Raw genomic sequence first — 24,287 nt, forward strand, 5'->3', positions numbered from 1 at the left:
AAAAACGCTCCGCAAGGATTGCATTATGGTGAATAGAGGCAAGCTATCTTGCAATTGGAACAAAGATGTAGTAAAATCGAGAAAGATGAAAGAACAGGAGGTTTTTAGACATGAAAACAGAAAATGCGTGGAAAAAGTATACAGATACAACAGAGGTATTTCAGTTTAACGAAAAGTATAAAGCTTTTATCAGCAACTGCAAGACAGAGCGTGAGTGCATTTCAGAAATGATTTCTCAGGCAAAGGCAGCAGGTTACCGTAACCTTGACGATATCATTGCAAATAAAGAAACCTTGCAGGCAGGAGATAAAGTATATGCCAATAACATGGATAAAACTCTGGCGATGTATATTATCGGTGAAGAACCTATGGAAAAGGGCATGAGAATTTTAGGCGCTCATGTGGACTCTCCTCGTATTGATTTAAAACAAAATCCGTTGTACGAAGATCAGGAGCTGGCTCTTTTAGATACACATTATTATGGTGGTGTAAAAAAATATCAGTGGGTAACAATTCCGTTGGCATTACATGGTGTTGTTGCTAAGAAAGACGGACAGATGGTTCAGGTTGTGATTGGTGAAGAAGAAACAGACCCTGTTTTCGGTATTTCTGATTTGTTAATCCATCTTTCTGCCAAACAGCTTCAGAAACCGGCAGCAGAAGTGGTTGAAGGAGAAAATCTCAATGTGCTGGTAGGAAGCATTCCTCTTTCCGGCGAGGAAGAAGAGCCTGTAAAAGCACAAATTCTTCAGATTTTAAAAGAAAAATATGATATGGAAGAAGAAGATTTTCTTTCTGCAGAATTTGAAGTTGTTCCTGCAGGAAAAGCCAGAGATTATGGATTTGACAGAAGTATGATTATGGGATACGGACATGATGACAGAGTTTGTGCATATCCATCCTTTGAAGCAATGCTGGCACAGGATAAAGTAAAATATACAGCAGTGTGTCTTTTGGTAGATAAAGAAGAAATCGGAAGTGTAGGAGCAACCGGAATGCAGTCACGTTTCTTTGAAAATGTTACTGCTGAAGTAATGCATGCGGCAAATCAGTATAGCGAACTGCTTTTACGCAGAGCACTGAAAAATTCTATGATGCTGTCTTCTGATGTAAGCGCCGGATTTGATCCAAATTTCCCGGAAGTAATGGAAAAGAAAAACTGTGCGTACTTAGGACATGGAATTACGTTTAATAAATATACAGGTTCCAGAGGAAAAAGCGGATCTAATGATGCAAATCCGGAATACATAGCAAAACTGCGTAAAGTTATGGATGACAATCATGTGGCATTCCAGACAGCAGAGCTTGGAAAAGTAGACCAGGGCGGCGGCGGAACAATCGCTTATATTCTTGCAAACTATAATATGGAAGTAATTGATTGTGGTGTACCGGTATTAAATATGCATGCGCCATGGGAAATTGCAAGTAAAGTGGATATTTATGAAGCATATAGAGGTTATTGTGCATTTCTGAAAGATATGTAAATATAAATTTGCTCTATACATCTTCGCTAAAAGATGTTAATATAAATATATTATGAAACTATGCGGCGAAGCTGTAAAGTAAGGAGTACACAAATGTCAAAAGTATTAAAATTCATTGTGAACCTGGTGGTTCTCTTATCCATAGTCGTAGCGGCGGCTCTTTTGGTGCCTCCTTTGTTAGGTGTGGATACTGTTATAAATGATAACTCAAATATAGAAACAAATCTTCCTGTGGGAACAGTTGCGTATGGCAAACAAATTGATGTAAAAGAGCTGGATAAGAAAGATAAAATTATTTATATGGAAGGTTCAGCACAGTACGTATATGAAATTCAGGATATGGATACAACAGCAGGTGCTTATACGGTAAAGGATGTATATAATAAGAATAGTGATACAGAAAGCATTATGCTGCAGGAAAAAGTATCTAAGGAAGTGATAGCCATTCCACTAATCGGATATGCAGCGATTGCCCTGCAGAGTAAAACCGGCTTAATGGTTGTGGGAGCGGTAATTGTTCTTCTGATTATTTTATTTGTTCTCTCAGAAGTTCTTCGCAGAGGTGATGATGAAGAAGATGAAGAGGATGAAGAAGAATACGAAGAAGACGATGAGGACGACGAGGAAGATGATGAACCGGGATATTGGGAACGCCGTCGTTTGAAGAAAGAGGAGAAACGCCGTCAAAAAGAAGCTGAGTATGAGGATGAAGAGGAAGACGAAGACGACGAGGAAGATGATGAGCCGGAATTAAGCGCCAAGGAACGTCGACGTTTGAAAAAAGAAGAAAAGCGGAGACGTAAATTAGCGAAAAAGGGACTTCTGGAAGAAGATGAAGAAGAGGATGAAATAGAAGAACCGCAAGAAATGTTCCAGCCGGAAAATACACCTTCTGAAACAGTACAGGAAATTCAAGGGTTTGATGAAGCAATGAAAGATGCAATGTCTTCTATAGCATCCGGGGTTGCACAAGTGAGTGAACCGGAGAACGTTCCTGATGCAACGATGGTCATGCCTGATGCTGAAGAACTGGAAAAGGCTGTACAAGAAGCTGAAATCGAAGAGGAAGAGGAAATCGATGCTTCGGAAAACAGTGTTGCAGATGATACTGGAGATACTATAATAATAGAAGAAACAGAACCAGAAGAAATTGAAATGGAAGAAGTGGAAGAGCCTCCTGTAAATGCCGATGCAGTTCCGAAGACACCAAGTGTGGAAGAGTTATTGGCAAAAGCAGCAGCTATAGGTGAACAGCCTGAGGTTAAGAAGGATGAAGAAAACGATGTAACACTTCTTGATTATTCTGATCTATTATAAGCAGGAAAGAAACGCTATATTGATAATGCATGGCATTGTTGATATAGTGTTTTTTTATTTCATAGGAAATTGCATCTTATGAAATAAAAAATGCTCCGCAAGGATGCGCAGCTCGCGGAAATGAAATTATCACTTTGTCACCCTATGCAGGCGGAGAATGGAATGTATTTTACCAGAAAAATAATGTATTGAAAAAAATACAAAAAAATACAAAAAGAATTGTAAAAAACACTTGCAATATGGAAAAACTTCCATTATACTTACTTGTGCTGTGACATGATAGCTATGAAGTGTGAGGTTGCTGCCTTTGGCAGGTTTTCCACGGAGCGAATGTCAAGTTAGGAAACTGACGACAAGTCACTGTATTACATCTAAAGACTTACCACTAAGGGTGGGAGTGTGTGCAGTTTTGAGATGACACACACGGGAATGTGTACAGTCGCCGCTTGTCGTACTAATTAAAAGTGCGAAAAGGAGGAGACTTTTTTTATGGCAAGTCAAGTAATGAGAATCACTTTGAAAGCTTATGACCATCAGTTAGTAGATGCGTCAGCAGGCAAAATTATCGAAACTGTTAAAAAGAATGGAGCAACTGTTAGTGGACCGGTACCACTTCCTACAAAGAAAGAAGTAGTAACAATCTTACGTGCAGTTCACAAATATAAAGACTCCAGAGAACAGTTCGAACAGAGAACTCACAAAAGACTGATCGATATCATTGCACCAACACAGAAAACTGTTGACGCTCTGGCACGTCTTGAAATGCCAGCTGGTGTTTACATTGATATCAAAATGAAACAGAAATAATTATTCTGTTTAAGGTTAAGAGAGATTATCCTTACAAGGTTGATATAGAAGCAATGCTTTAAGCATCCACTTATGTTAACTGTTTGTCTAGGATGATTGCACATCACAGTGTAATCCGCTGTAGATTCACAGGAGGTAAAAAGAATGAAGAAAGCAATCTTAGCTACTAAAGTCGGAATGACTCAAATCTTCAACGAAGACGGAGTTTTAACTCCAGTAACTGTATTGCAGGCTGGACCTTGTGTAGTAACACAGGTAAAGACACAGGACAATGACGGTTACGAAGCAGTACAGGTTGGATTTGGCGACAAGAGAGAAAACATTGTCAACAAACCAATGAAAGGACACTTTGAAAAAGCTGGTGTTTCCTGCAAGAGATTTGTCAGAGAATTAAAATTAGAAGGCGAATACACATTAGGACAGGAAATCAAAGCTGATATCTTTGCGGCAGGTGACAAAATCGATGTTACTGCAACAAGCAAAGGTAAAGGATTTCAGGGCGCTATCAAAAGACATGGACAGTCCAGAGGACCTATGGCTCACGGTTCTAAATACCATCGCCATGCAGGTTCAAACGGTGCTTGTTCTGATCCTTCTAAAGTATTCAAAGGAAAAAGAATGCCAGGACATATGGGACATGTAAGAGTAACTGTTCAGAACTTAGAAGTTGTAAGAGTTGATGCTGAAAACAACTTACTGTTAGTTAAAGGTGCAGTACCAGGACCTAAAAAATCCTTAGTTACAATCAAAGAAACAGTTAAATGCGGTAAATAAGTTTTCGTTGGAAAGGAGGACCACATAAAATGGCAAACGTATCTGTTTATAATATGGAAGGCAAAGAAGTTGGAACAATGGAATTGAACGATGCTGTGTTCGGTGTTGAAATCAACGATCACTTAGTACATTTAGCTGTTGTTCGTCAGCTTGCAAATAATCGTCAGGGAACACAGAAAGCAAAAACACGTTCTGAAGTTTCCGGTGGCGGAAGAAAACCTTGGAGACAGAAAGGAACTGGTCATGCAAGACAGGGTTCAACAAGATCTCCACAGTGGGCTGGTGGTGGAGTTGTGTTCGCACCAACACCAAGAGATTACTCTCTGAAAATGAACAAAAAAGAAAGACGTGCAGCTTTAAAATCTGTTCTTACAAGCAGAGTACAGGAAAACAAGCTTATCGTTCTTGATGAACTGAAATTAGACGAAGTAAAAACAAAAGCAATGCAGAATGTTTTAAATAACTTAAATGTTTCTAAAGCATTAGTTGTTTTAGCTGACAATGATGCAAACGTAGTATTATCTACAAGAAACATCCCTGATGTTGTTACAGCATTACCAAATACAATCAATGTATACGATGTTCTGAAATACAACACAGTAATCTTAACAAAAGCTTCTGCTGCAGCAATTGAGGAGGTATACGCATAATGGCAAATGTAAAGTATTATGATGTAATCCTGAAACCAGTTGTAACTGAAAAAAGTATGGCTGCTATGGGCGAGAAAAAATATACTTTCTTAGTTCACACTGAAGCAAACAAAACAATGATCAAAGAAGCTGTTGAAAAAATGTTTGAAGGAACAAAAGTAAAAAGCGTTAACACAATGAACTTAGACGGAAAAACAAAAAGACGCGGTATGACTTTTGGTAAAACAGCGAAAACAAAGAAAGCTATCGTTACATTAACAGAAGATAGCAAAGATATTGAAATCTTTGAGGGGTTATAAGACTTGGCGAAACAGAGCCGAAGGCGATAGATGAGCCTTAGTCGGACCCCGTTCACGAACCTTAATGAGGATGAGCGTGAGCGAAAGCCGAATTTAGTTGAGTGAACAAACCCGTTAAAAATATAGACAAGCAGTCGAGAAAAAATAATCCGATATTTGGCTGCGGCAAAGAAACACCAGGATGAGTTGAAACTGGTGGATTATGAAAGGAGAGCTAGTAATGGGAATTAAAACATATAGCCCATATACACCTTCCAGAAGACACATGACAGGTTCTGATTTCTCTGAAATCACAACTTCTACACCGGAGAAATCTCTGGTAGTGTCCTTAAAGAAAAATGCTGGACGTAATAATCAGGGTAAAATCACAGTTAGACACCGCGGAGGCGGAAGCAGAAGAAAATATAGAATTATCGACTTCAAGAGAAGAAAAGATGATGTGCCTGCAGTTGTTAAAACAATCGAATACGATCCAAACAGAACAGCTAACATCGCTTTAATCGCTTATACTGATGGTGAAAAAGCATACATCTTAGCTCCTGAAGGATTAAAAGTTGGTATGAAAGTTATGAATGGTGCTAACGCAGAAGTTAGAACAGGTAACTGCTTACCATTATCTGAAATCCCAGTTGGTACAATGGTACACAACGTTGAACTGTATCCGGGAAAAGGCGGACAGTTAGTTCGTTCCGCTGGTAACGGAGCACAGTTAATGGCAAAAGAAGGTAAATATGCAACACTTCGTCTGCCATCTGGTGAAATGAGAATGGTTCCATTAAACTGCCGCGCTTCTATCGGCGTTGTAGGAAATGGCGAGCACAGCCTTATCAACATTGGTAAAGCAGGACGTAAACGTCACATGGGTATCAGACCAACAGTTCGTGGTTCTGTTATGAACCCGAATGACCATCCACATGGTGGTGGTGAAGGTAAGACTGGTATCGGACGCCCAGGTCCATGTACACCATGGGGCAAACCAGCTCTTGGCTTGAAGACAAGAAAGAAAAAGAAACAGTCTAACAAGTTAATCGTAAGAAGACGAGATGGTAAAACATTAGCTAAATAGTAGGAGGTAAGACAATGGCTCGTTCATTAAAAAAAGGACCGTTCGCAGATGAAAGCTTACTGAAAAAAGTAGATGCTATGAATGCTGCTGGAGATAAGACAGTTATTAAAACATGGTCACGTCGTTCCACAATTTTCCCTTCTTTCGTTGGACACACAATTGCTGTTCATGATGGAAGAAAACATGTGCCAGTATATGTAACAGAAGATATGGTTGGTCACAAACTCGGTGAGTTCGTAGCAACAAGAACATACAGAGGACACGGAAAAGACGAGAAAAAATCAGGTGTTCGCTAATATTTGAAAGGAGGCTTTTATCATGGCAAAAGGACATAGAAGTCAGATTAAAAGAGCAAGAAATGCTAATAAAGATACAAGACCGTCTGCAAAATTATCCTACGCAAGAATGTCCGTACAGAAAGCTTGCTATGTACTGGATGTAATTCGTGGTAAAGATGTTCAGACAGCACTGGGTATCTTAACATACAACCCAAGATACGCTTCCAGCGTAATCAAAAAATTATTAGAGTCAGCAATCGCAAACGCTGAAAATAACAATGGTATGAATCCGGAAAATCTTTACATTGCAGAGTGCTACGCTAACAAAGCACCTACAATGAAGAGAATTAAACCAAGAGCTCAGGGTAGAGCTTACAGAATTGAAAAGAGAAACTGCCATATCACTGTTGTGTTGGATGAAAGATAAGGAGGACTATCATGGGACAGAAAGTTAACCCACACGGACTCAGAGTCGGAGTTATCAAAGACTGGGATTCCAAATGGTATGCTGAAGGCGATTTCGCTGATAACTTAGTAGAAGACTATAACATCAGAACATACCTGAAAAAGAAATTATACAGCGCAGGTGTTTCCAAGATTGAAATCGAAAGAGCATCTGACAGAGTGAAAATCATTATCTACACTGCTAAACCAGGTGTTGTAATTGGTAAAGGCGGAGCAGAAATTGAAAAAGTTAAAGTTGAATTACAGAAATTCACAGATAAAAAATTAGTTGTTGACATTAAAGAAGTAAAAAGACCAGACAAAGATGCTCAGTTAGTAGCTGAAAATATTGCATTACAGTTAGAAAACCGTATTTCTTTCCGTCGTGCTATGAAATCTACAATGTCCAGAACAATGAAAGCTGGTGCTAAAGGTATTAAAACAGCTGTATCCGGACGTCTTGGTGGTGCTGATATGGCTCGTACAGAGTTCTACAGCGAAGGAACTATTCCACTTCAGACATTAAGAGCAGATATCGACTATGGTTTCGCTGAAGCAGATACAACTTACGGCAAAGTTGGCGTAAAGGCATGGATCTACAATGGCGAAGTACTTCCAACAAAAGGAACTAAGGAAGGGAGCGATAAATAATTATGTTAATGCCAAAAAGAGTTAAACGTCGTAAACAATTCCGCGGATCCATGAAAGGAAAAGCATTAAGAGGAAATAAAATCAACTACGGTGAATTCGGTTTAGTAGCAACAGAACCATGCTGGATCCGTTCCAACCAGATCGAAGCAGCCCGTGTTGCCATGACTCGTTATATCAAACGTGGTGGTAAAGTATGGATTAAAATTTTCCCAGATAAACCAGTAACAGCAAAACCAGCAGAAACACGTATGGGTTCCGGTAAAGGTGCCTTAGAATACTGGGTAGCAGTTGTAAAGCCAGGCAGAGTAATGTTTGAAATCGCAGGTGTTCCGGAAGAAACAGCTCGTGAAGCGTTACGTCTTGCGATGCACAAATTACCATGTAAATGTAAAATCGTTTCTCGTGCAGACTTAGAAGGCGGTGATAACAGTGAAAATTAAAAATTATGTAGAAGATTTAAAGACAAAATCAGCTGCAGAATTACAGGAAGAATTAGTAGCTGCTAAAAAGGAACTCTTTAACTTGAGATTTCAGAATGCAACAAATCAGCTGGACAACACAAGCAGAATTAAAGAAGTTCGTAAGAACATCGCTAGAATCCAGACTCTGATTGCTCAGAAGGCAAATGCATAAGGAATTACTTCCTCATAAATAGAAAGGAGCAGCATAATCGTGGAAAGAAATCTTAGAAAAACACGTGTTGGTAAAGTTGTAAGCGACAAAATGGACAAGACCATTGTTGTAGCTATTGAAGACCACGTTAAACATCCTCTTTATGGAAAAATCGTAAAGAGAACATATAAATTAAAAGCGCATGATGAAGAAAACACATGCAAAATCGGTGATACTGTAAAAGTTATGGAAACAAGACCATTATCTAAAGATAAAAGATGGAGACTTGTTGAAGTAGTAGAAAGAGCAAAATAATTTGTAAGGAGGAATCTAAGCATGATTCAACAGGAAAGTAGACTTAGAGTCGCTGACAATACAGGTGCAAAAGAAATCCTCTGCATCCGTGTTTTGGGTGGTTCTACTAGAAGATATGCTAACATCGGTGATGTAATCGTTGCTACTGTAAAAGATGCAACACCAGGCGGTGTTGTGAAAAAAGGCGATGTTGTGAAAGCCGTTGTTGTTCGTAGTGTAAAAGGTGTTCGTCGTAAAGATGGTTCTTACATTAAGTTCGATGAAAACGCTGCTGTTATCATCAAAGATGATAAAACACCAAAAGGAACTCGTATTTTTGGACCAGTAGCCAGAGAGCTTCGTGATAAACAGTTTATGAAAATTGTTTCCTTAGCTCCGGAAGTATTATAGGAGGTAAGCCTGATGTTTAAGATTAAAAAAGGTGATACTGTAAAAGTTATCGCTGGTAAAGATAAAGACAAAGAAGGAAAAGTAATCTCTGTTAATCCGAAAAAAGGCGCTGTTCTGGTTGAAGGCGTAAACATGATCACAAAACACACAAAACCATCCATGGCTAATCAGCAGGGCGGTATTGTAAATAAAGAAGCTTGGATTGATGCATCTAACGTAATGGTTATGCATGAAGGAAAAGCTACCAGAGTAGGCTTTAAAGTTGAAGATGGTAAAAAAGTGCGTGTTGCTAAAACTACAGGCAAAGTAATCGATTAATAAGAGAGGAGGCCATTTAAAGTGAGCAGACTGAAAGAAATGTACAAAAATGAGATCGTAGATGCTATGATCAAAAAGTTTGGTTATAAGAATATCATGGAAGTGCCGAAACTCGACAAAATCGTTGTTAACATGGGTGTAGGTGAAGCCAAAGATAACGCTAAATTGTTAGACGCAGCTGTAGCTGATATGGAATTAATCACAGGTCAGAAAGCTGTTACAACAAAAGCAAAAAATTCCGTTGCTAACTTCAAAATTCGTGAAGGTATGCCAATCGGTTGTAAAGTAACATTAAGAGGCGAAAAAATGTATGAATTTGCTGATCGTCTCATCAACTTAGCACTGCCTCGAGTACGTGACTTCCGCGGCGTTAATCCTAATGCTTTTGACGGCAGAGGAAACTACGCATTGGGAATCAAAGAGCAGTTAATTTTCCCTGAAGTGGAATACGATAAAGTCGATAAAGTAAGAGGTATGGATATTATTTTCGTAACTACTGCTAAAACAGACGAAGAAGCTCGTGAATTATTGACATTATTTAATATGCCATTTGCAAAGTAAGATAAATTTAGGAGGGAAAATTCATGGCTAAAACAGCAATGAAAGTTAAACAGCAGCGCAAACAGAAATTCTCCACAAGAGAATACAGCCGTTGCCGTATCTGTGGACGTCCACATGCTTACTTGAGAAAATACGGTATCTGCCGTGTTTGCTTCCGTGAATTAGCATACAAAGGACAGATCCCAGGAGTTAAAAAAGCAAGCTGGTAAACCGAAAGCAACTTAGTGAGACATCGCCCTTCGGCGATGCTCGAACTTAGTGCGAGGTTGTTCGCAAATCTTAACGAAGCCGAGCCAAAGGCGAAAGCTGAGTTTAGCTGAGCGAACATACCCCTTCTTTAGGTGTCGGGGAACATACCTAAATGAAACCTAAAGAGGATTTCAAATAAAACAAAAAATATATTACATGAAAAGTCTAAAAACAGGAGGAAACTATCATGACAATGAGCGATCCAATCGCAGATATGCTTACAAGAATTCGTAACGCAAATACTGCTAAACACGATACAGTAGATGTTCCAGCATCTAAAATGAAACTTGCTATTGCAGACATTCTGTTAAAAGAAGGTTACATTGCAAAATATGATGTTCTTGAAGATGGAGCATTCAAAACAATCCGCATCACATTAAAATACGGTGCAGACAAAAATGAAAAAATCATTACAGGTCTGAAGAGAATTTCTAAACCAGGTCTTCGTATTTACGCTGGAAGCCAGGAAATTCCAAGAGTATTAGGCGGATTAGGAATTGCAATCCTTTCTACAAACCAGGGAGTTATCACAGACAAAGAAGCTAGAAAACTTCACGTAGGCGGAGAAGTTTTAGCATTTGTTTGGTAGGCATTGAACACTTAGCAAGTACAAGCCGAAGGCGAAGTACGAGGTTAGTGTGAAAGCCCATCTCGAACCTTAGCGAAAACGCAGTTTGAGCTTAGTTGAGAGATGTTTCCGCTAAAGTAGAAAAACATACCCCTTTTAGAGTCTGATGAAACAATCAGAATGTGTCCAAGCGAGTTTTTTATTATGTCCAAGCGAGAGGATAACAGGACTTTGTCCTTTATCATATAAATGCAATACTGAAAACAGAAGGGAACCATAATCGGCCCTTCCGAAAATCTAAGTAAGGAGGAAATTGGTATGTCACGAATTGGAAGACTGCCTGTAGCTGTTCCAGCAGGAGTAGAAGTTAAAATTGCTGAGAACAACGTAGTGACTGTAAAAGGTCCTAAAGGAACACTTGAAAAAGCGTTACCTGTTGAAATGTCAATCAAATTAGAAGATGGTCATGTAGTTGTTACAAGACCAAGCGACTTAAAGAAAATGAAAGCTTTACATGGTTTAACAAGAACATTGATCCAGAATATGGTAATCGGTGTTAGCCAGGGATATGAAAAAACTCTGGAAGTTAACGGTGTAGGTTATAGAGCAGCAAAACAGGGTAAAAAATTAGTTTTGAACCTTGGTTACTCTCATCCAGTAGAAATGGAAGATCCAGAAGGATTAGACTGTAAAGTAGACGGAAACAAAATCATTGTATCCGGAATTGACAAAGAAAAAGTTGGCCAGTACGCTGCTGAAATCAGAGATAAGAGAAGACCTGAACCATACAAAGGTAAAGGTATTAAATATGCTGATGAAGTTATCAGACGTAAAGTTGGTAAAACTGGTAAGAAATAAGTAAGGAGAGTGTAAAAATGGTTAGTAAAGTATCAAGAGCGAAAGTTCGCGCAAAAAAACATAGAAGATTACGTAATCATCTTAGCGGTACATCTGCTACACCACGTTTAGCAGTATTCCGCAGCAATAATCATATGTATGCTCAAATTATTGACGATACAGTTGGAAGAACTCTTGTTTCTGCTTCTACAACACAGAAAGAAGTAAAAGCTGAGTTAGAAAAAACCAATAACGTTGATGCAGCAGCATACTTAGGAACAGTAATTGCTAAAAGAGCAATTGAAGCTGGTATTAAAGAAGTTGTTTTCGACAGAGGCGGCTTCATTTACCATGGAAAAGTTAAAGCATTAGCAGACGCAGCAAGAGAAGCTGGGTTAGAATTCTAATAAGGGAGGAAATGAACACATGAAACGTTCTATCATTGATGCTAGTCAGTTTGAATTAGAAGAAAAAGTAGTGTCAATCAAGCGTGTAACAAAGGTTGTTAAAGGTGGTCGTAACTTCCGTTTCACAGCTTTAGTTGTTGTTGGTGATGGCAACGGACACGTTGGCGCAGGTTTAGGTAAAGCAACTGAAATTCCTGAAGCAATCCGCAAAGGAAAAGAAGATGCTATGAAAAAATTAGTTACAGTAGCAAGAGATGAAAACGGAAGTATTACACATGACTTCATCGGAAAATTCGGAAGCGCAGAAATGCTGCTGAAGAAAGCTCCAGAAGGTACTGGTGTTATCGCCGGAGGTCCAGCTCGTGCAGTTATTGAACTTGCAGGTATTAAGAATATCCGTACAAAATGTATGGGTTCCCGTAACAAACAGAACGTAGTTCTCGCTACAATCGCAGGTTTAAGCCAGTTAAAGACTCCGGAAGAAGTTGCTAAACTTCGTGGAAAATCTGTAGATGAGATTTTTGCATAGGGAGGATTAGAAAATGGCAGATAAATTAAAAATCACTCTGGTGAAATCTACAATCGGTGCTGTTCCGAAACATAAAAAAACAGTAGAAGCTTTAGGTTTAAAGAAACTTAACAAAACAGTTGAAATGCCTGACAATGCTGCAGTTCGTGGTATGATTCAGCAGGTAAGACACTTAGTTAAAGTAGAAGAAATCTAATTAATATAAGAAGGAGGTGCCATCATGGAATTATCAAACTTAAGACCAGCTGAAGGTTCCAGACAGAGCGATAACTTCAGACGCGGTCGTGGACATGGTTCAGGTAATGGTAAGACAGCAGGTAAGGGCCACAAAGGTCAGAAAGCACGTTCAGGTGCAAAAAGACCAGGATTTGAAGGTGGTCAGATGCCTTTATATAGAAGACTTCCTAAGAGAGGCTTCAAATGTAGAAATTCTAAAGAAATCATTGCAGTAAACGTTGATATCTTAAACAGATTTGAAGACGGTGCTGATGTTACACCAGCAGCTTTATTAGCTTCTGGAGCTATCTCCAAATTAGGAGATGGCGTTAAACTTCTGGGTAATGGAGAACTTACTAAGAAGCTTAATGTTAAGGTTAATGCTGTAAGCGAAACCGCAAAAGCTAAAATTGAAGCCGCAGGTGGAACAGTAGAGGTGATCTAATGCTCAAGACTCTTAAGAATGCCTTTAAAATTAAGGATGTAAGACGTCGTCTTTTCTATGTATTTCTGATGCTGGTGGTTGTGCGTATTGGTTCACAGCTTCCTATACCAGGAGTAGATAGTAATTATTTCAAAAATTGGTTTGCGAGCCAGTCCAGTGATGCGTTCAATTTCTTTGACGCATTCACTGGCGGTTCCTTTACCGAAATGTCAATTTTTGCATTGAGCATTACACCATATATTACATCTTCTATTATCATTCAGCTTTTAACCATTGCGTTTAAGAGTCTGGAAGATATGCAGAGAGATGGTGAAGAAGGCAGAAAGAAATTAACAGCTATTACGCGTTATGTTACAATCGGACTTGCTTTATGCCAGTCTATTGCTATGACAATCGGATTTGGTAATAAAGGACTTATTCCAGATATGAACTTTTTAAAAGGTGTTGTAGTTGTATGCTGCCTGACTGCTGGTTCAGCAATGCTTATGTGGATTGGGGAACAAATTACTGAAAAAGGTGTGGGAAATGGTATTTCCATCATTTTGATGATTAATATTGTATCCAGAATTCCAAGTGATTTGGTAACTCTTTTTGAACAGTTTGTTAAAGGGAAAACAATCGCAAAAGGTGCTTTAGCAGCACTTATTATTGCAGCGGTAATTCTCGTTGTAGTAGTACTGGTTTTAATCTTAAACGGTGGTGTAAGAAAAATTCCGGTACAGTATTCCAAAAAGATGGTGGGAAGAAAAGTTATGGGTGGACAGTCAAGTTCTATTCCATTGAAAGTAAACACAGCAGGTGTTATTCCTATTATCTTTGCTTCCTCTTTAATGTCTTTCCCAGTCATTATTATGACTTTAATGGGTAAAACAGGAGGAAAAGGTATTGGAGGACATATTTTAAAAGCCCTCACTTCCAACAATTGGTTTAATCCAAGCGAACCAGTGTATTCTATCGGATTGATAGTTTATATTTTATTAGTTATCTTCTTTGCATATTTCTATACATCCATTACTTTTAATCCTATGGAAGTAGCTGATAATATGAAAAAGCAGGGTGGATTTATTCCGGGTATCAGACCTGGTAAACCAACACAGGAATACCTTGAGCAAATCTTAAGTTACCTGATTTTCATCGGTGCAACAGGTCTGGTAATTGTAGCTGTTATTCCATTCTTCTTTAATGGAGTATTCGGTGCAAATGTTTCTTTTGGTGGAACATCTTTAATCATTGTGGTTGGTGTTGTACTGGAAACATTAAAACAGATTGAGTCCCGTATGTTAGTCCGTAACTATAAAGGATTTTTAAGCGAATAATGTAGATAGTATATTTTATGACCGTCGCAGGGAGAGCAGAAGTTTTCTGTTGTTGCGGCGGTCTTTTAAAATGATATATTTATATATAGCGAAAAATGCTTCTATGGTGTATGATTATATATGTATGAGTCTATGGAAGAAGCATTGCTTATATTCAGAAAGGGGAAGATTAATATGAAAATTATCATGTTAGGTGCACCTGGAGCAGGAAAAGGTACACAGGCGAAAAAGATTGCGGAAAAATATGGAATTCCTCATATTTCCACAGGAGATATTTTCAGAGCAAACATTAAAAATGGCACAGAGCTTGGAAAAAAAGCAAAAACTTATATGGATCAGGGACTTTTAGTACCGGATGAATTAACTGTTGACTTGGTAATTGATCGTGTTGCAAAAGAAGACTGCAAAAACGGATACATTCTGGATGGTTTCCCAAGAACAATTCCTCAGGCAGAAAGCCTTGATGCAGCGCTCTCAAAAATGGGAGAAAAAATTGATTATGCGATCAATGTAGAAGTTCCGGATGAGAATATTGTAAAACGTATGTCTGGAAGACGTGCATGCTTAGGATGTGGAGCTACATATCATGCGGAATTTAATGCACCTAAAACAGAAGGTGTATGCGATGCATGTGGTGAAAAGCTGGTATTAAGAGATGATGATAAAGAAGAAACTGTTTTAAAACGTCTTGGTGTTTATCATGATCAGACACAGCCTCTCATCGACTACTATGCAAAAGCAGGTGTTATGAAAGAAGTAGATGGTACAGTTGATTTGGAAGATGTTTTCCAGGCAATTGTAAATGTGTTAGGAGAGTAAAAATGTCAGTAACAATTAAAACTGCCAGAGAAATTGAACTAATGAGAGAGTCCGGAAGACTTCTGGAAAAAGTACATGATGAGCTTGGTGAATTTATTAAACCGGGAATTAGTACTCTGGATATAGACCGGTTAGGCGAAAAGCTTATCAGAAGTCTTGGCGGTATTCCTAATTTTCTTAACTATAATGGTTACCCGGCATCTATTTGTGTATCTGTAAATGATGAAGTGGTACATGGTATTCCAAATAAACACAGAATTCTTCAGGATGGAGATATTGTCAGCCTTGATGCAGGACTGATTTATAAAGGATATCATTCTGATGCAGCACGTACTTATGCAGTAGGTACAATTTCACCGGAAGCACAGAAGTTAATTGATGTAACAAAACAGAGCTTTTTCGAAGGAATAAAGTATGCAAAAGCTGGCAATCATTTACATGATATTTCTGCTGCAATCGGCGGATATGCAGAGAAATTCGGCTATGGTGTTGTACGCGATTTAGTAGGACACGGCATTGGAACACACTTACATGAAGATCCACAAATTCCTAATTTCCCTCAAAGACGCAGAGGTATACGGCTAGTTCCGGGTATGACGCTGGCCATTGAACCTATGATTAATATGGGGCGGGCAGACGTGGAATGGCTGGATGATGACTGGACTGTTGTAACTCAGGACGGTTCTTTATCAGCGCATTATGAGAATACAATTCTGATTACAGACGGCGAGCCGGAAATTCTCACCCTGAGTAAATAACAGGAGGCTTTATGCGAGAATTTGAAAAAGGTATGCTTGCCAGATCAAAGGCAGGGCATGATATTGGAAAGCTGTATGTAGTGATGCATGTAGATGCTGAATATGTTTATCTGGCAGATGGGATACACCGGACTGTGGATAACTTAAAAAAGAAAAAAAGAAAACACATTCAGATCATATATAAGATCCCTTCTGTTTTGCAGGAAAGAATACAGGGAAATAAAGAAATGCAGAACGAACATATTAAAAAAGCCATTAAAGATTATGAAAACGATTAACAGGAGGTTTAGTCTATGTCAAAGGCAGACGTTATTGAAGTAGAAGGAACAGTGTTGGAAAAATTACCTAACGCTATGTTTAAAGTAGAACTGGAAAACAAACATGTGATTTTAGCTCATATCAGCGGAAAATTAAGAATGAATTTCATTCGCATTCTTCCGGGAGATAAAGTTACGATTGAAATGTCACCTTATGATTTAAGTAAGGGAAGAATTATCTGGAGAGATAAATAAGATAGAGAAGCTGATGTTCTTTTTCTATATATGAAAGAACATTGGCTTTTTCTATTTAAAAATGGAAAAATCTTAAAAAAGTGCTTGCAATCTTGCTGCATAGGTGCTATTATATAAAGCGTACTTTTATGCTCAGAAAGGAGGAAGAACAGTGAAAGTTAGATCATCTGTAAAACCAATTTGCGAAAAGTGCAAGGTTATTAAAAGAAAGGGAAGTATCAGAATTATCTGTGAAAACCCAAAACACAAACAGCGCCAGGGTTAATTTCAAGTATAAATGAAATGTATGACGATTAGTTTGTGAAAATTTTAGTGCGGCTGCAGTATGAACCACCAGGGTGCGTTGTTCGTACTGATTAAATATAGTAATATTATCACGTTAACTGTTTTACCGAGAACAGGATAAAATATTGCTTAATACCGGTATCCGCCAAATGCCGGAAAGGCTGCGTAAAATTATTTTTGCGGCTGGATATGTAAAACCCCGTCAGTTTTATATATCTCAATTAGGAACAATATTAACAGAAAAATGGAGGAACAAATACATGGCTCGTATAGCTGGTGTAGACTTACCAAGAGAAAAACGTGTTGAAATCGGATTGACTTATATCTACGGAATTGGTAGAGTAACTTCAAACCGTATTCTTGAAAAGGCAGGCGTAAATCCTGACACTCGTGTCAGAGACGTTACAGACGAAGAAGTAGGAAAAATCCGTGATGCTATCGAAGAATTACAGATTCCGGTAGAAGGTGATTTAAGAAGAGAAATCGCTTTAAACATCAAGAGACTTCAGGAAATCGGATGCTACAGAGGTATCCGTCATCGTAAAGGACTTCCTGTTCGTGGTCAGAAGACTAAAACAAATGCAAGAACAAGAAAAGGTCCTAAGAGAACTGTTGCTAACAAGAAAAAATAATAAGTAACAGCTTAAATAAGATTGAGAATTACTATTAAGTTTGAATATTAGAGAAAGTAGGTTAGTTTAAAAATGGCTAAAGTTACAAAAAAAGTGACAAAAAAGCGTGTTAAGAAAAACGTTGAACGCGGACAGGCACATATCCAGTCTTCTTTCAATAACACAATCGTTACATTGACAGATGCTGAAGGTAATGCTTTATCATGGGCAAGTGCCGGTGGTCTGGGATTTAAAGGTTCAAGGAAATCTACTCCATATGCAGCTCAGATGGCTGCAGAAACAGCAGCAAAAGCAGCTGTTATTCATGGTCTGAAGACTGTTGACGTTTTTGTAAAAGGACCTGGTTCAGGTAGAGAAGCAGCAATCCGTGCATTGGCAGCTTGTGGTATCGAAGTTACAAGTATCAAAGATGTAACACCAGTTCCACACAACGGTTGTCGTCCACCAAAACGTAGAAGAGTCTAATTAGGAGGTCAAAGAATCATGGCAGTAAATAGAGTACCAGTTCTGAAAAGATGTAGATCATTAGGTCTTGATCCTGTATATTTAGGAATTGACAAAAAATCTACTAGACAGTTAAAAAGAGCAAATAGAAAAATGTCTGAATACGGACTTCAGTTAAGAGAAAAACAGAAAGCTAAATTCATTTACGGCGTTCTGGAAAAACCTTTCCGTAACTACTACAAAAAAGCAGACCAGAAACCAGGACAGACAGGTGAAAACCTGATGATCATGCTGGAAACACGTCTGGATAACGTAGTATTCCGTATGGGACTTGCCAGAACAAGAAAAGAAGCAAGACAGATCGTTGACCACAAACATGTACTGGTTAACGGAAAACAGGTTAATATCCCATCTTACTTAGTAAAAGCTGGCGATGTTATTGAAATCAAAGAAAAATGCAAAGGTTCTCAGAGATATAAAGATATCCTTGAAGTAACTGGCGGACGTTTAGTTCCAGCTTGGTTAGATATCGATCAGGAAGCTTTAAAAGGTGAAGTAAAAGCACTTCCTACAAGAGAAGAAATCGACGTACCGGTTGATGAAGTGTTAATCGTCGAGTTATATTCTAAATAATTAAAAAGTGAAATTGTGCACGTAGCAAGGAGGGCTTTGCATGTTCGATTTTAACAAACCCAAAATTCAAATCACAGAAATGTCTGATGATAAGAGATATGGGAAATTCGTGGTAGAACCTCTGGAAAGAGGATATGGTATTACTTTAGGTAACTCTTTAAGAAGAATTATGCTGTCTTCTTTACCGGGTGCTGCAGTAAGCCAAGTGAAAATTGATGGTGTTCTTCACGAATTCAGTTCTATTCCAGGTGTAAAGGAAGATGTTACAGAAATCATCATGAACCTGAAAAATCTGGCAATTAAGAACGTAAGTGACAGCAATGAACCAAAAACTGCATATATTGAGTTTGAAGGTGAAGGTGTTGTGACTGGTGCTGATATTCAGGTAGACCAGGATTTGGAAATTTTAAATCCTGACCTGGTAATTGCTACTTTAAATGGTGGTGCAGACTGCAAATTCAATGCAGAGCTGACAATTACAAAGGGACGTGGATATGTAAGCGCAGACAAAGGAAAAACAGATGACATGCCGATTGGCATGATTGCAGTAGATGCAATCTATACACCGGTTGAACGTGTAAATATGGCTGTTGAAAATACCCGTGTTGGTCAGGTTACAGACTATGATAAACTGACACTGGATATTTATACAAACGGCACACTGGATGCAGACGAGGCTGTCAGCCTGGCTGCAAAGGTACTGAGCGAGCATTTAAGCCTCTTTATTGATCTTTCTGAAAGTGCAAAGACTGCTGAAGTCATGATTGAGAAAGAAGACAATGAAAAAGAAAAAGTTCTGGAAATGAATATTGATGAGTTAGAATTATCTGTTCGTTCCTATAACTGCTTAAAACGTGCTGGTATCAATACAGTAGAAGAACTTTGCAATCGTACTTCTGAAGATATGATGAAAGTTCGTAATCTGGGACGTAAATCTTTAGAAGAAGTTTTAGCAAAATTAAAAGAATTAGGCTTACAGTTAAATCCAAGCGAAGAGTAAGCCTCTGATATAAATTTATGGAAGAAAAGCAATACGTCAGTAAGTCCGAAGAAGCATGGCGTATTGTTCCACAAATGGAGGAAAATCTAAAATGGCAAAATATAGAAAATTAGGCAGAACTGCTGACCAGAGAAAAGCTTTACTTAGAAATCAGGTAACAAACTTATTATATCATGGAAGAATTGTTACAACTGAAACAAAAGCAAAAGAAGTTCGTAAAATTGCTGATGGTTTAATCGCTATGGCAGTTCGCGAAAAAGATAACTTCGAAACAGTAACAATTACAGCAAAAGTTGCTCGTAAAGATGCTGAAGGCAAGAGAGTAAAAGAAGTTGTAGATGGTAAAAAAGTTACTGTATACGATGAAGTACAGAAAGAAATCAAGAAGGATGCTCCTTCCAGATTACATGCCAGAAGACAGATGTTAAAAGTTCTTTACCCAGTGAAAGAAGTTCCAACAGCTGCAGCTGGTAAAAAGAAAAACACAAAAGAAATCGACTTAACAGAAAAATTATTTACAGAAATCGCACCAAAATACGCTGACCGTAATGGTGGTTATACAAGAATTATCAAAATCGGACCACGTAAAGGTGATGCTGCGATGGAAGTAGTTCTGGAATTAGTATAATATCAGAATAATAAAACGAGCCAAGATGCAAAATGTGTCTTGGCTCATTTTATTTCGTACAGTCTAAGTCGTTTTGCTTGTTTAATTTGTTCAAAAGTAGTAAAATAATAAATCGAAGAAATGACAGGAGGACTGTGGTATGGGAAAAAAAATGCTTTTTATATTTAATCCAAGATCAGGAAAAGGAAGTATTAAAAACCGCCTGATGGATATTCTGGATATTTTCGTGAAAGGTGGATATGAAATTACCGTTCACCCTACACAGGCCTATATGGACGGATTAAAGGTAACAAAGAGGAAAGCGGGAAATTATGACATTGTAGTTGCCAGTGGCGGTGATGGGACTCTTGATGAGGTAGTTACCGGCATGCTCATAGGAGGACATCAAGTCCCTATTGGCTATATTCCGGCAGGAAGTACCAATGATTTTGCCAATAGCCTTCATATATCAAAGAATATGCTGCAGGCAGCAACGGATATTGTAGAAGGAATTCCTCATGCTTTTGATGTAGGGGGATTTAATGACGATTATTTTGTATATATTGCAGCTTTTGGACTTTTTACAGATGTTTCCTATGAAACAAATCAGGATATGAAGAACATTTTGGGACATGCAGCTTATATATTAGAAGGAACACAGCGACTTTTTAATATTAAATCTTACAATCTTCATGTGACAAGTGATTATATGGATCTGTCAGGAGAATTTATTTTTGGTATGATAAGCAATTCTACTTCTGTAGGAGGATTTAAACGTCTTACAGGACCGGATGTTATGTTAGATGATGGGGTTTTTGAAGTTATGTTTATCCGAAGACCAAAAAATATTTTAGAATTAAATGAAATTATTGCGTCACTTGTCGGAACCAATGACTCAAAAATGATTGAAGTGTTTAAGACAACAGAGTTAACAATAGAATGTGAAGAAGAGATTTCATGGACATTGGATGGAGAGTTTGGAGGACAGCATAAAAATGTTCAGATTAAAAACCTGAAGCATGTAGTTCAGATTATGTTGGCGAAAAATGATCAGGTGCCATTAATCAATCCGCCGGAATAAAAACCTGTTCCTGATTTTGTCATATAATAATAAAAACAGGCAAAACAGGTGAATAACAGGATGGAAATGATAATCAAAGAAATAGTATTGATTTTTGTACTGACCACAGACTCTTTTGTGGTCAGTTTTGCTTATGGAATGAGAAGAGTAAAGATGCCTTTTAAAATTGTGGCAGGTATGAATGTGATTATGAGTGGATTGTTAGGAATTGCCTTGCTGACAGGCAGTTTTCTTTCAGGTTTTTTTTCTGAAAATGTAACAACATATCTGGGGGCAATTCTTCTTACAGGAATTGGTTTATATCGAATTTTAAGTTTTTTCTTTCAAAAAGAAGAAAATCAGGAAATATATAAAGCGCTTACCACCGGAGAAGGATTTACACTGGCATTTTTGCTTTCTTTGGACAGTCTGGCTGTGGGAGTAGGAACCGGTTTGGTTCAGGCAGGGCAGTTATTTCTGGCAGCAGGAACTTTTATTGGTGGAATACTCATGATGGAACTGGGATGGAAATTGGGATGTGCTTTTCGTAAGACTGCACAGAGAGATTTATCATGGATAAGTGGAGTGTGTCTTTTGCTTTTGGCTATGGGCTTTTTGTGGAAAAGATAAAAAATACTTGCAATATAGCGGTTTTTGAGGTATCTTAAAAACAGTTTTACGACTAGAAATGGATTGGGGAGCAGTTTAAATTGCAATGAGAGGAAGGAACGAAAGAATGAGCGAGTATATCGATGTATCAGAAATTTTTGGTGAGGACGTTTTTAATGATGTGGTTATGCAACAGCGTCTTCCTAAGAAAGTATATAAAGATTTGAAGCAGACAATTCTTGAAGGAAAAGAATTATCTCTGGAGATGGCTGATGTAATTGCCCACGAAATGAAGGAATGGGCTATTGAAAAAGGCGCAACTCACTATACCCATTGGTTTCAGCCTTTGACAGGAGTGACTGCTGAGAAACATGACTCATTTATTACAGCACCCCTTCCAAATGGAAAGGTATTGATGAGCTTTTCAGGTAAAGAGTTGATTAAAGGTGAGCCGGATGCCTCTTCTTTTCCGTCAGGAGGCCTGAGAGCTACTTTTGAAGCAAGAGGATATACTGCATGGGATTGTACTTCTCCGGCTTTTGTACGTCATGATGCAGCAGGAGCTACTCTGTGTATTCCAACAGCATTTTGTTCTTATACAGGAGAAGCCCTGGATCAGAAAACACCTTTGTTGAGATCTATGCAGGCAATTAATACACAGGCTCTTCGCTTAATCCGTTTGTTCGGCGATACTACTTCTAAAAAAGTAACACCATCTGTAGGGGCAGAACAGGAGTACTTTTTAGTAAGTGATGAAAAATTCAGACAGAGAAAAGACCTGGTTTTTACAGGACGTACTTTATTTGGCGCTATGCCTCCAAAAGGACAGGAATTGGATGACCATTATCTGGGAGCAATTCGTCAGAAGGTTTCTGCGTATATGAAACATGTCAATGAAGAACTCTGGAGACTTGGGGTAACTTCCAAGACACAGCACAATGAAGCTGCTCCGGCACAGCATGAGTTGGCGCCTATTTATGCAGAAGCAAACGTAGAGGTTGACCACAATCAGATTGTTATGCAAACTTTGAAAAGAGTAGCTTCTCAGCATGGTATGAAATGCCTTCTTCATGAAAAGCCATTTGCAGGAGTGAATGGTTCAGGAAAGCACAATAACTGGTCTCTTACTACAGATACGGGACATAATCTTTTGGAGCCGGGAATTACACCTCATGATAATATTCAGTTTCTTCTTGTGTTAAGCTGTATTTTGAAGGCAGTAGATGATCATGCAGCTCTTTTAAGAGAGTCAGCTGCAGATGTGGGAAATGACCATCGTTTAGGTGCAAATGAAGCGCCGCCGGCAATTATTTCTGTATTCTTGGGAGACCAGCTTACGGATGTTATGAACCAGCTGATTACCACAGGTATGGCAAATCACAGTATTGGAATGGAAAAGCTGGAAACAGGTGTAAAGGCAATTCCTGAATTTATGCGTGATACAACGGACAGAAACAGAACCTCACCATTTGCATTTACAGGAAATAAATTTGAATTTCGTATGGTGGGATCCAGAGACTCCATTGCACCGGCAAATGTAGTGCTGAATACCATTGTAGCCCAGGCATTTAAAGAAGCCTGTGATGTTTTAGAAAGCGCAGAAGATTTTGATGTAGCAGTTCACGATTTAATGAAAAAGAACTTCACAGAGCATCAGCGTATTGTATTTAACGGAAATGGTTATTCACAGGAATGGGTAGAAGAAGCTGAAAGAAGAGGACTTCCAAATCTTAGCTGTATGGTAGAAACGATTGAAACACTTACCAATGAAAAAACAGTGGAACTTTTTGAAGAATTTGGTGTGTTTACAAAAGCAGAATTAGAGTCCAGAAAAGAAATTAAATATGAAGCTTATGCAAAAGCAATAAATATTGAAGCAAGAACCATGCTGGATATTGCAGGAAAGCAGATTATTCCGACAGTTATCAAATATACAAAACAGTTAGCAGACTCTATTAATGCAGTGGTTGCAGCAGGTGTTTTAGAGGTGGAGGTACAGACAGATTTATTGAATGAAACTTCTGCACTTTTAAAAGAAACAAAAAATGCTCTTGGCCATTTGAAAGAAGTGACAGAAAAAGCAGCCGCTATGGAAGATGGTAAAGATAAGGCATTCTATTATCGTCAGCAGGTAATTCCGGCAATGGAGGCGCTGAGAAAACCGGTAGATGAACTGGAAATGATTGTGGATAAAGAAATCTGGCCAATGCCGTCTTATGGTGATTTATTATTTGAAGTGTAAATGATAAGGGAGTTATTTCTACTAAGTGCGTATCGAGAACATTGATATATTTTACGCTCAGTCTGCGTTTCCTTTGAGCCTGTGGTCTCAAAGTGTACTCGACAAATTCGCTGAAAATATATCAATATCTCTAATACGCTTAGTGTAATAACT

The 24,287-nt window shown here is 38.4% G+C and carries 37 protein-coding genes; all 37 read left to right on the forward strand.

The features are described 5' to 3' along the window. Positions 1-110 precede the first annotated feature (110 nt). The 37 genes from BQ7352_RS07210 to BQ7352_RS07390 all read left to right on the forward strand — a co-directional run bounded on the left by BQ7352_RS07210 (position 111) and on the right by BQ7352_RS07390 (position 24,134). Positions 111-1,484, forward strand: a complete 1,374-nt coding sequence (locus tag BQ7352_RS07210; RefSeq protein WP_072448228.1) for an aminopeptidase — start codon at positions 111-113, stop codon at positions 1,482-1,484. Positions 1,485-1,577: 93 nt separating this feature from the next. Further along, a complete protein-coding gene (locus BQ7352_RS14545) occupies positions 1,578-2,801 on the forward strand; it encodes a hypothetical protein (protein WP_072448229.1) in 1,224 nt (407 codons plus the stop codon). Positions 2,802-3,290: 489 nt separating this feature from the next. Then, positions 3,291-3,608 carry a 30S ribosomal protein S10 gene (gene rpsJ / locus BQ7352_RS07220; RefSeq protein ID WP_003022820.1) on the forward strand — a complete coding sequence of 106 codons (318 nt, stop codon included), beginning with the start codon at positions 3,291-3,293 and terminating at the stop codon, positions 3,606-3,608. A gap of 144 nt (positions 3,609-3,752) precedes the next feature. Next, the gene (gene rplC / locus BQ7352_RS07225) at positions 3,753-4,382 is read left to right on the forward strand and encodes a 50S ribosomal protein L3 (RefSeq protein ID WP_072448230.1); all 630 of its coding nucleotides are present in this window, start codon (positions 3,753-3,755) and stop codon (positions 4,380-4,382) included. A 29-nt stretch (positions 4,383-4,411) separates the two neighbouring features. After that, entirely contained in the window at positions 4,412-5,032 is a 621-nt protein-coding gene (gene rplD, locus BQ7352_RS07230; protein WP_003022816.1) for a 50S ribosomal protein L4, read from the forward strand. After that, positions 5,032-5,331 carry a 50S ribosomal protein L23 gene (rplW, locus tag BQ7352_RS07235; protein ID WP_003022812.1) on the forward strand — a complete coding sequence of 100 codons (300 nt, stop codon included), beginning with the start codon at positions 5,032-5,034 and terminating at the stop codon, positions 5,329-5,331. Before rplD ends, rplW begins: the two co-directional genes overlap by 1 nt. A gap of 220 nt (positions 5,332-5,551) precedes the next feature. Further along, positions 5,552-6,397, forward strand: a complete 846-nt coding sequence (rplB, locus tag BQ7352_RS07240) for a 50S ribosomal protein L2 (RefSeq protein WP_072448232.1) — start codon at positions 5,552-5,554, stop codon at positions 6,395-6,397. A 14-nt stretch (positions 6,398-6,411) separates the two neighbouring features. Beyond that, the gene (rpsS, locus tag BQ7352_RS07245; protein WP_003022807.1) at positions 6,412-6,693 is read left to right on the forward strand and encodes a 30S ribosomal protein S19; all 282 of its coding nucleotides are present in this window, start codon (positions 6,412-6,414) and stop codon (positions 6,691-6,693) included. Positions 6,694-6,715: 22 nt separating this feature from the next. Beyond that, the gene (gene rplV, locus BQ7352_RS07250) at positions 6,716-7,102 is read left to right on the forward strand and encodes a 50S ribosomal protein L22 (RefSeq protein WP_003022804.1); all 387 of its coding nucleotides are present in this window, start codon (positions 6,716-6,718) and stop codon (positions 7,100-7,102) included. A gap of 11 nt (positions 7,103-7,113) precedes the next feature. Beyond that, on the forward strand, positions 7,114-7,770 hold the full coding sequence (gene rpsC, locus BQ7352_RS07255) for a 30S ribosomal protein S3 (protein WP_003022802.1): 657 nt from the start codon (positions 7,114-7,116) through the stop codon (positions 7,768-7,770). A 2-nt stretch (positions 7,771-7,772) separates the two neighbouring features. Continuing rightward, a complete protein-coding gene (gene rplP / locus BQ7352_RS07260; protein ID WP_003022799.1) occupies positions 7,773-8,210 on the forward strand; it encodes a 50S ribosomal protein L16 in 438 nt (145 codons plus the stop codon). Next, complete coding sequence (gene rpmC / locus BQ7352_RS07265; protein WP_003022797.1) at positions 8,200-8,403, forward strand: 50S ribosomal protein L29; 204 nt, start codon at positions 8,200-8,202, stop codon at positions 8,401-8,403. Before rplP ends, rpmC begins: the two co-directional genes overlap by 11 nt. A 39-nt stretch (positions 8,404-8,442) precedes the next feature. Next, positions 8,443-8,697 (forward strand): 30S ribosomal protein S17, encoded by a 255-nt coding sequence (gene rpsQ, locus BQ7352_RS07270; RefSeq protein WP_072448234.1) that lies wholly within the window; start codon positions 8,443-8,445, stop codon positions 8,695-8,697. Between the two features lie 21 nt (positions 8,698-8,718). Next, complete coding sequence (gene rplN / locus BQ7352_RS07275) at positions 8,719-9,087, forward strand: 50S ribosomal protein L14 (RefSeq protein ID WP_003022791.1); 369 nt, start codon at positions 8,719-8,721, stop codon at positions 9,085-9,087. Positions 9,088-9,099: 12 nt separating this feature from the next. Next, positions 9,100-9,405, forward strand: coding sequence for a 50S ribosomal protein L24 (rplX, locus tag BQ7352_RS07280; RefSeq protein ID WP_003022789.1), 306 nt, complete (start codon positions 9,100-9,102; stop codon positions 9,403-9,405). A 21-nt stretch (positions 9,406-9,426) separates the two neighbouring features. Further along, the gene (gene rplE / locus BQ7352_RS07285) at positions 9,427-9,966 is read left to right on the forward strand and encodes a 50S ribosomal protein L5 (RefSeq protein WP_009246522.1); all 540 of its coding nucleotides are present in this window, start codon (positions 9,427-9,429) and stop codon (positions 9,964-9,966) included. A gap of 23 nt (positions 9,967-9,989) precedes the next feature. Continuing rightward, positions 9,990-10,175 (forward strand): type Z 30S ribosomal protein S14, encoded by a 186-nt coding sequence (locus tag BQ7352_RS07290; RefSeq protein WP_003022786.1) that lies wholly within the window; start codon positions 9,990-9,992, stop codon positions 10,173-10,175. Positions 10,176-10,402: 227 nt separating this feature from the next. Beyond that, on the forward strand, positions 10,403-10,804 hold the full coding sequence (gene rpsH / locus BQ7352_RS07295; protein ID WP_003022783.1) for a 30S ribosomal protein S8: 402 nt from the start codon (positions 10,403-10,405) through the stop codon (positions 10,802-10,804). A 297-nt stretch (positions 10,805-11,101) separates the two neighbouring features. Beyond that, positions 11,102-11,641 carry a 50S ribosomal protein L6 gene (gene rplF / locus BQ7352_RS07300; RefSeq protein ID WP_072448237.1) on the forward strand — a complete coding sequence of 180 codons (540 nt, stop codon included), beginning with the start codon at positions 11,102-11,104 and terminating at the stop codon, positions 11,639-11,641. A 17-nt stretch (positions 11,642-11,658) separates the two neighbouring features. After that, positions 11,659-12,027, forward strand: coding sequence for a 50S ribosomal protein L18 (rplR, locus tag BQ7352_RS07305; RefSeq protein ID WP_003022774.1), 369 nt, complete (start codon positions 11,659-11,661; stop codon positions 12,025-12,027). 19 nt (positions 12,028-12,046) lie between these two features. Beyond that, positions 12,047-12,556 carry a 30S ribosomal protein S5 gene (gene rpsE / locus BQ7352_RS07310; protein WP_003022771.1) on the forward strand — a complete coding sequence of 170 codons (510 nt, stop codon included), beginning with the start codon at positions 12,047-12,049 and terminating at the stop codon, positions 12,554-12,556. 13 nt (positions 12,557-12,569) lie between these two features. Beyond that, positions 12,570-12,752: a 50S ribosomal protein L30 gene (rpmD, locus tag BQ7352_RS07315; RefSeq protein ID WP_003022769.1), complete on the forward strand. Its 183-nt coding sequence runs from the start codon at positions 12,570-12,572 to the stop codon at positions 12,750-12,752. A gap of 24 nt (positions 12,753-12,776) precedes the next feature. After that, positions 12,777-13,217 carry a 50S ribosomal protein L15 gene (gene rplO / locus BQ7352_RS07320; RefSeq protein ID WP_072448239.1) on the forward strand — a complete coding sequence of 147 codons (441 nt, stop codon included), beginning with the start codon at positions 12,777-12,779 and terminating at the stop codon, positions 13,215-13,217. Further along, entirely contained in the window at positions 13,217-14,533 is a 1,317-nt protein-coding gene (gene secY / locus BQ7352_RS07325; protein ID WP_072448241.1) for a preprotein translocase subunit SecY, read from the forward strand. Before rplO ends, secY begins: the two co-directional genes overlap by 1 nt. Before the next feature lie 174 nt (positions 14,534-14,707). Beyond that, positions 14,708-15,352 (forward strand): adenylate kinase, encoded by a 645-nt coding sequence (locus BQ7352_RS07330; RefSeq protein WP_072448666.1) that lies wholly within the window; start codon positions 14,708-14,710, stop codon positions 15,350-15,352. A 2-nt stretch (positions 15,353-15,354) separates the two neighbouring features. Further along, entirely contained in the window at positions 15,355-16,110 is a 756-nt protein-coding gene (gene map, locus BQ7352_RS07335; protein WP_072448243.1) for a type I methionyl aminopeptidase, read from the forward strand. An 11-nt stretch (positions 16,111-16,121) separates the two neighbouring features. Beyond that, on the forward strand, positions 16,122-16,388 hold the full coding sequence (locus tag BQ7352_RS07340; protein ID WP_072448245.1) for a KOW domain-containing RNA-binding protein: 267 nt from the start codon (positions 16,122-16,124) through the stop codon (positions 16,386-16,388). Between the two features lie 15 nt (positions 16,389-16,403). Continuing rightward, positions 16,404-16,622 carry a translation initiation factor IF-1 gene (infA, locus tag BQ7352_RS07345; protein WP_003022750.1) on the forward strand — a complete coding sequence of 73 codons (219 nt, stop codon included), beginning with the start codon at positions 16,404-16,406 and terminating at the stop codon, positions 16,620-16,622. Between the two features lie 151 nt (positions 16,623-16,773). After that, complete coding sequence (gene rpmJ, locus BQ7352_RS07350) at positions 16,774-16,887, forward strand: 50S ribosomal protein L36 (RefSeq protein WP_003022746.1); 114 nt, start codon at positions 16,774-16,776, stop codon at positions 16,885-16,887. A 280-nt stretch (positions 16,888-17,167) separates the two neighbouring features. Beyond that, positions 17,168-17,539 (forward strand): 30S ribosomal protein S13, encoded by a 372-nt coding sequence (gene rpsM, locus BQ7352_RS07355; protein ID WP_003022736.1) that lies wholly within the window; start codon positions 17,168-17,170, stop codon positions 17,537-17,539. A 72-nt stretch (positions 17,540-17,611) separates the two neighbouring features. Further along, positions 17,612-18,004, forward strand: coding sequence for a 30S ribosomal protein S11 (gene rpsK, locus BQ7352_RS07360; protein WP_003022734.1), 393 nt, complete (start codon positions 17,612-17,614; stop codon positions 18,002-18,004). Positions 18,005-18,022: 18 nt separating this feature from the next. Then, the gene (rpsD, locus tag BQ7352_RS07365) at positions 18,023-18,616 is read left to right on the forward strand and encodes a 30S ribosomal protein S4 (RefSeq protein WP_072448248.1); all 594 of its coding nucleotides are present in this window, start codon (positions 18,023-18,025) and stop codon (positions 18,614-18,616) included. 40 nt (positions 18,617-18,656) lie between these two features. Further along, entirely contained in the window at positions 18,657-19,616 is a 960-nt protein-coding gene (locus BQ7352_RS07370) for a DNA-directed RNA polymerase subunit alpha (RefSeq protein ID WP_072448251.1), read from the forward strand. 91 nt (positions 19,617-19,707) lie between these two features. After that, a complete protein-coding gene (locus BQ7352_RS07375) occupies positions 19,708-20,244 on the forward strand; it encodes a bL17 family ribosomal protein (RefSeq protein ID WP_072448253.1) in 537 nt (178 codons plus the stop codon). A 139-nt stretch (positions 20,245-20,383) separates the two neighbouring features. Continuing rightward, positions 20,384-21,304 carry a diacylglycerol/lipid kinase family protein gene (locus BQ7352_RS07380; RefSeq protein ID WP_072448255.1) on the forward strand — a complete coding sequence of 307 codons (921 nt, stop codon included), beginning with the start codon at positions 20,384-20,386 and terminating at the stop codon, positions 21,302-21,304. A gap of 60 nt (positions 21,305-21,364) precedes the next feature. Next, positions 21,365-21,913, forward strand: coding sequence for a manganese efflux pump MntP (locus BQ7352_RS07385; RefSeq protein WP_072448257.1), 549 nt, complete (start codon positions 21,365-21,367; stop codon positions 21,911-21,913). A 106-nt stretch (positions 21,914-22,019) separates the two neighbouring features. Beyond that, positions 22,020-24,134 carry a glutamine synthetase III family protein gene (locus BQ7352_RS07390; RefSeq protein ID WP_072448259.1) on the forward strand — a complete coding sequence of 705 codons (2,115 nt, stop codon included), beginning with the start codon at positions 22,020-22,022 and terminating at the stop codon, positions 24,132-24,134. The last annotated feature ends 153 nt before the right edge of the window (positions 24,135-24,287 follow it).

The sequence above is a fragment of the Blautia sp. Marseille-P3201T genome (assembly GCF_900120295.1).
Taxonomy (GTDB): domain Bacteria; phylum Bacillota; class Clostridia; order Lachnospirales; family Lachnospiraceae; genus Blautia.

Bases quoted from the DNA above. Each gene is read 5' to 3' on its own strand.
- secY (WP_072448241.1), top strand. From the start codon at position 13,217: ATGCTCAAGACTCTTAAGAATGCCTTTAAAATTAAGGATGTAAGACGT.
- rpsK (WP_003022734.1), top strand. From the start codon at position 17,612: ATGGCTAAAGTTACAAAAAAAGTGACAAAAAAGCGTGTTAAGAAAAAC.
- rplV (WP_003022804.1), top strand. From the start codon at position 6,716: ATGGCAAAAGGACATAGAAGTCAGATTAAAAGAGCAAGAAATGCTAAT.
- rpmD (WP_003022769.1), top strand. From the start codon at position 12,570: ATGGCAGATAAATTAAAAATCACTCTGGTGAAATCTACAATCGGTGCT.
- rplD (WP_003022816.1), top strand. From the start codon at position 4,412: ATGGCAAACGTATCTGTTTATAATATGGAAGGCAAAGAAGTTGGAACA.
- rplO (WP_072448239.1), top strand. From the start codon at position 12,777: ATGGAATTATCAAACTTAAGACCAGCTGAAGGTTCCAGACAGAGCGAT.
- infA (WP_003022750.1), top strand. From the start codon at position 16,404: ATGTCAAAGGCAGACGTTATTGAAGTAGAAGGAACAGTGTTGGAAAAA.
- rplP (WP_003022799.1), top strand. From the start codon at position 7,773: ATGTTAATGCCAAAAAGAGTTAAACGTCGTAAACAATTCCGCGGATCC.
- BQ7352_RS07340 (WP_072448245.1), top strand. From the start codon at position 16,122: ATGCGAGAATTTGAAAAAGGTATGCTTGCCAGATCAAAGGCAGGGCAT.
- rpsS (WP_003022807.1), top strand. From the start codon at position 6,412: ATGGCTCGTTCATTAAAAAAAGGACCGTTCGCAGATGAAAGCTTACTG.
- rplX (WP_003022789.1), top strand. From the start codon at position 9,100: ATGTTTAAGATTAAAAAAGGTGATACTGTAAAAGTTATCGCTGGTAAA.
- rpsC (WP_003022802.1), top strand. From the start codon at position 7,114: ATGGGACAGAAAGTTAACCCACACGGACTCAGAGTCGGAGTTATCAAA.
- BQ7352_RS07385 (WP_072448257.1), top strand. From the start codon at position 21,365: ATGGAAATGATAATCAAAGAAATAGTATTGATTTTTGTACTGACCACA.
- rpsM (WP_003022736.1), top strand. From the start codon at position 17,168: ATGGCTCGTATAGCTGGTGTAGACTTACCAAGAGAAAAACGTGTTGAA.
- BQ7352_RS07375 (WP_072448253.1), top strand. From the start codon at position 19,708: ATGGCAAAATATAGAAAATTAGGCAGAACTGCTGACCAGAGAAAAGCT.
- BQ7352_RS07210 (WP_072448228.1), top strand. From the start codon at position 111: ATGAAAACAGAAAATGCGTGGAAAAAGTATACAGATACAACAGAGGTA.
- rpsH (WP_003022783.1), top strand. From the start codon at position 10,403: ATGACAATGAGCGATCCAATCGCAGATATGCTTACAAGAATTCGTAAC.
- rplW (WP_003022812.1), top strand. From the start codon at position 5,032: ATGGCAAATGTAAAGTATTATGATGTAATCCTGAAACCAGTTGTAACT.
- map (WP_072448243.1), top strand. From the start codon at position 15,355: ATGTCAGTAACAATTAAAACTGCCAGAGAAATTGAACTAATGAGAGAG.
- BQ7352_RS07370 (WP_072448251.1), top strand. From the start codon at position 18,657: ATGTTCGATTTTAACAAACCCAAAATTCAAATCACAGAAATGTCTGAT.
- BQ7352_RS07290 (WP_003022786.1), top strand. From the start codon at position 9,990: ATGGCTAAAACAGCAATGAAAGTTAAACAGCAGCGCAAACAGAAATTC.
- rpsJ (WP_003022820.1), top strand. From the start codon at position 3,291: ATGGCAAGTCAAGTAATGAGAATCACTTTGAAAGCTTATGACCATCAG.
- rpsD (WP_072448248.1), top strand. From the start codon at position 18,023: ATGGCAGTAAATAGAGTACCAGTTCTGAAAAGATGTAGATCATTAGGT.
- BQ7352_RS07330 (WP_072448666.1), top strand. From the start codon at position 14,708: ATGAAAATTATCATGTTAGGTGCACCTGGAGCAGGAAAAGGTACACAG.
- rplF (WP_072448237.1), top strand. From the start codon at position 11,102: ATGTCACGAATTGGAAGACTGCCTGTAGCTGTTCCAGCAGGAGTAGAA.
- rplC (WP_072448230.1), top strand. From the start codon at position 3,753: ATGAAGAAAGCAATCTTAGCTACTAAAGTCGGAATGACTCAAATCTTC.
- rplN (WP_003022791.1), top strand. From the start codon at position 8,719: ATGATTCAACAGGAAAGTAGACTTAGAGTCGCTGACAATACAGGTGCA.
- BQ7352_RS07380 (WP_072448255.1), top strand. From the start codon at position 20,384: ATGGGAAAAAAAATGCTTTTTATATTTAATCCAAGATCAGGAAAAGGA.
- rplB (WP_072448232.1), top strand. From the start codon at position 5,552: ATGGGAATTAAAACATATAGCCCATATACACCTTCCAGAAGACACATG.
- rplR (WP_003022774.1), top strand. From the start codon at position 11,659: ATGGTTAGTAAAGTATCAAGAGCGAAAGTTCGCGCAAAAAAACATAGA.
- BQ7352_RS14545 (WP_072448229.1), top strand. From the start codon at position 1,578: ATGTCAAAAGTATTAAAATTCATTGTGAACCTGGTGGTTCTCTTATCC.
- BQ7352_RS07390 (WP_072448259.1), top strand. From the start codon at position 22,020: ATGAGCGAGTATATCGATGTATCAGAAATTTTTGGTGAGGACGTTTTT.
- rpsE (WP_003022771.1), top strand. From the start codon at position 12,047: ATGAAACGTTCTATCATTGATGCTAGTCAGTTTGAATTAGAAGAAAAA.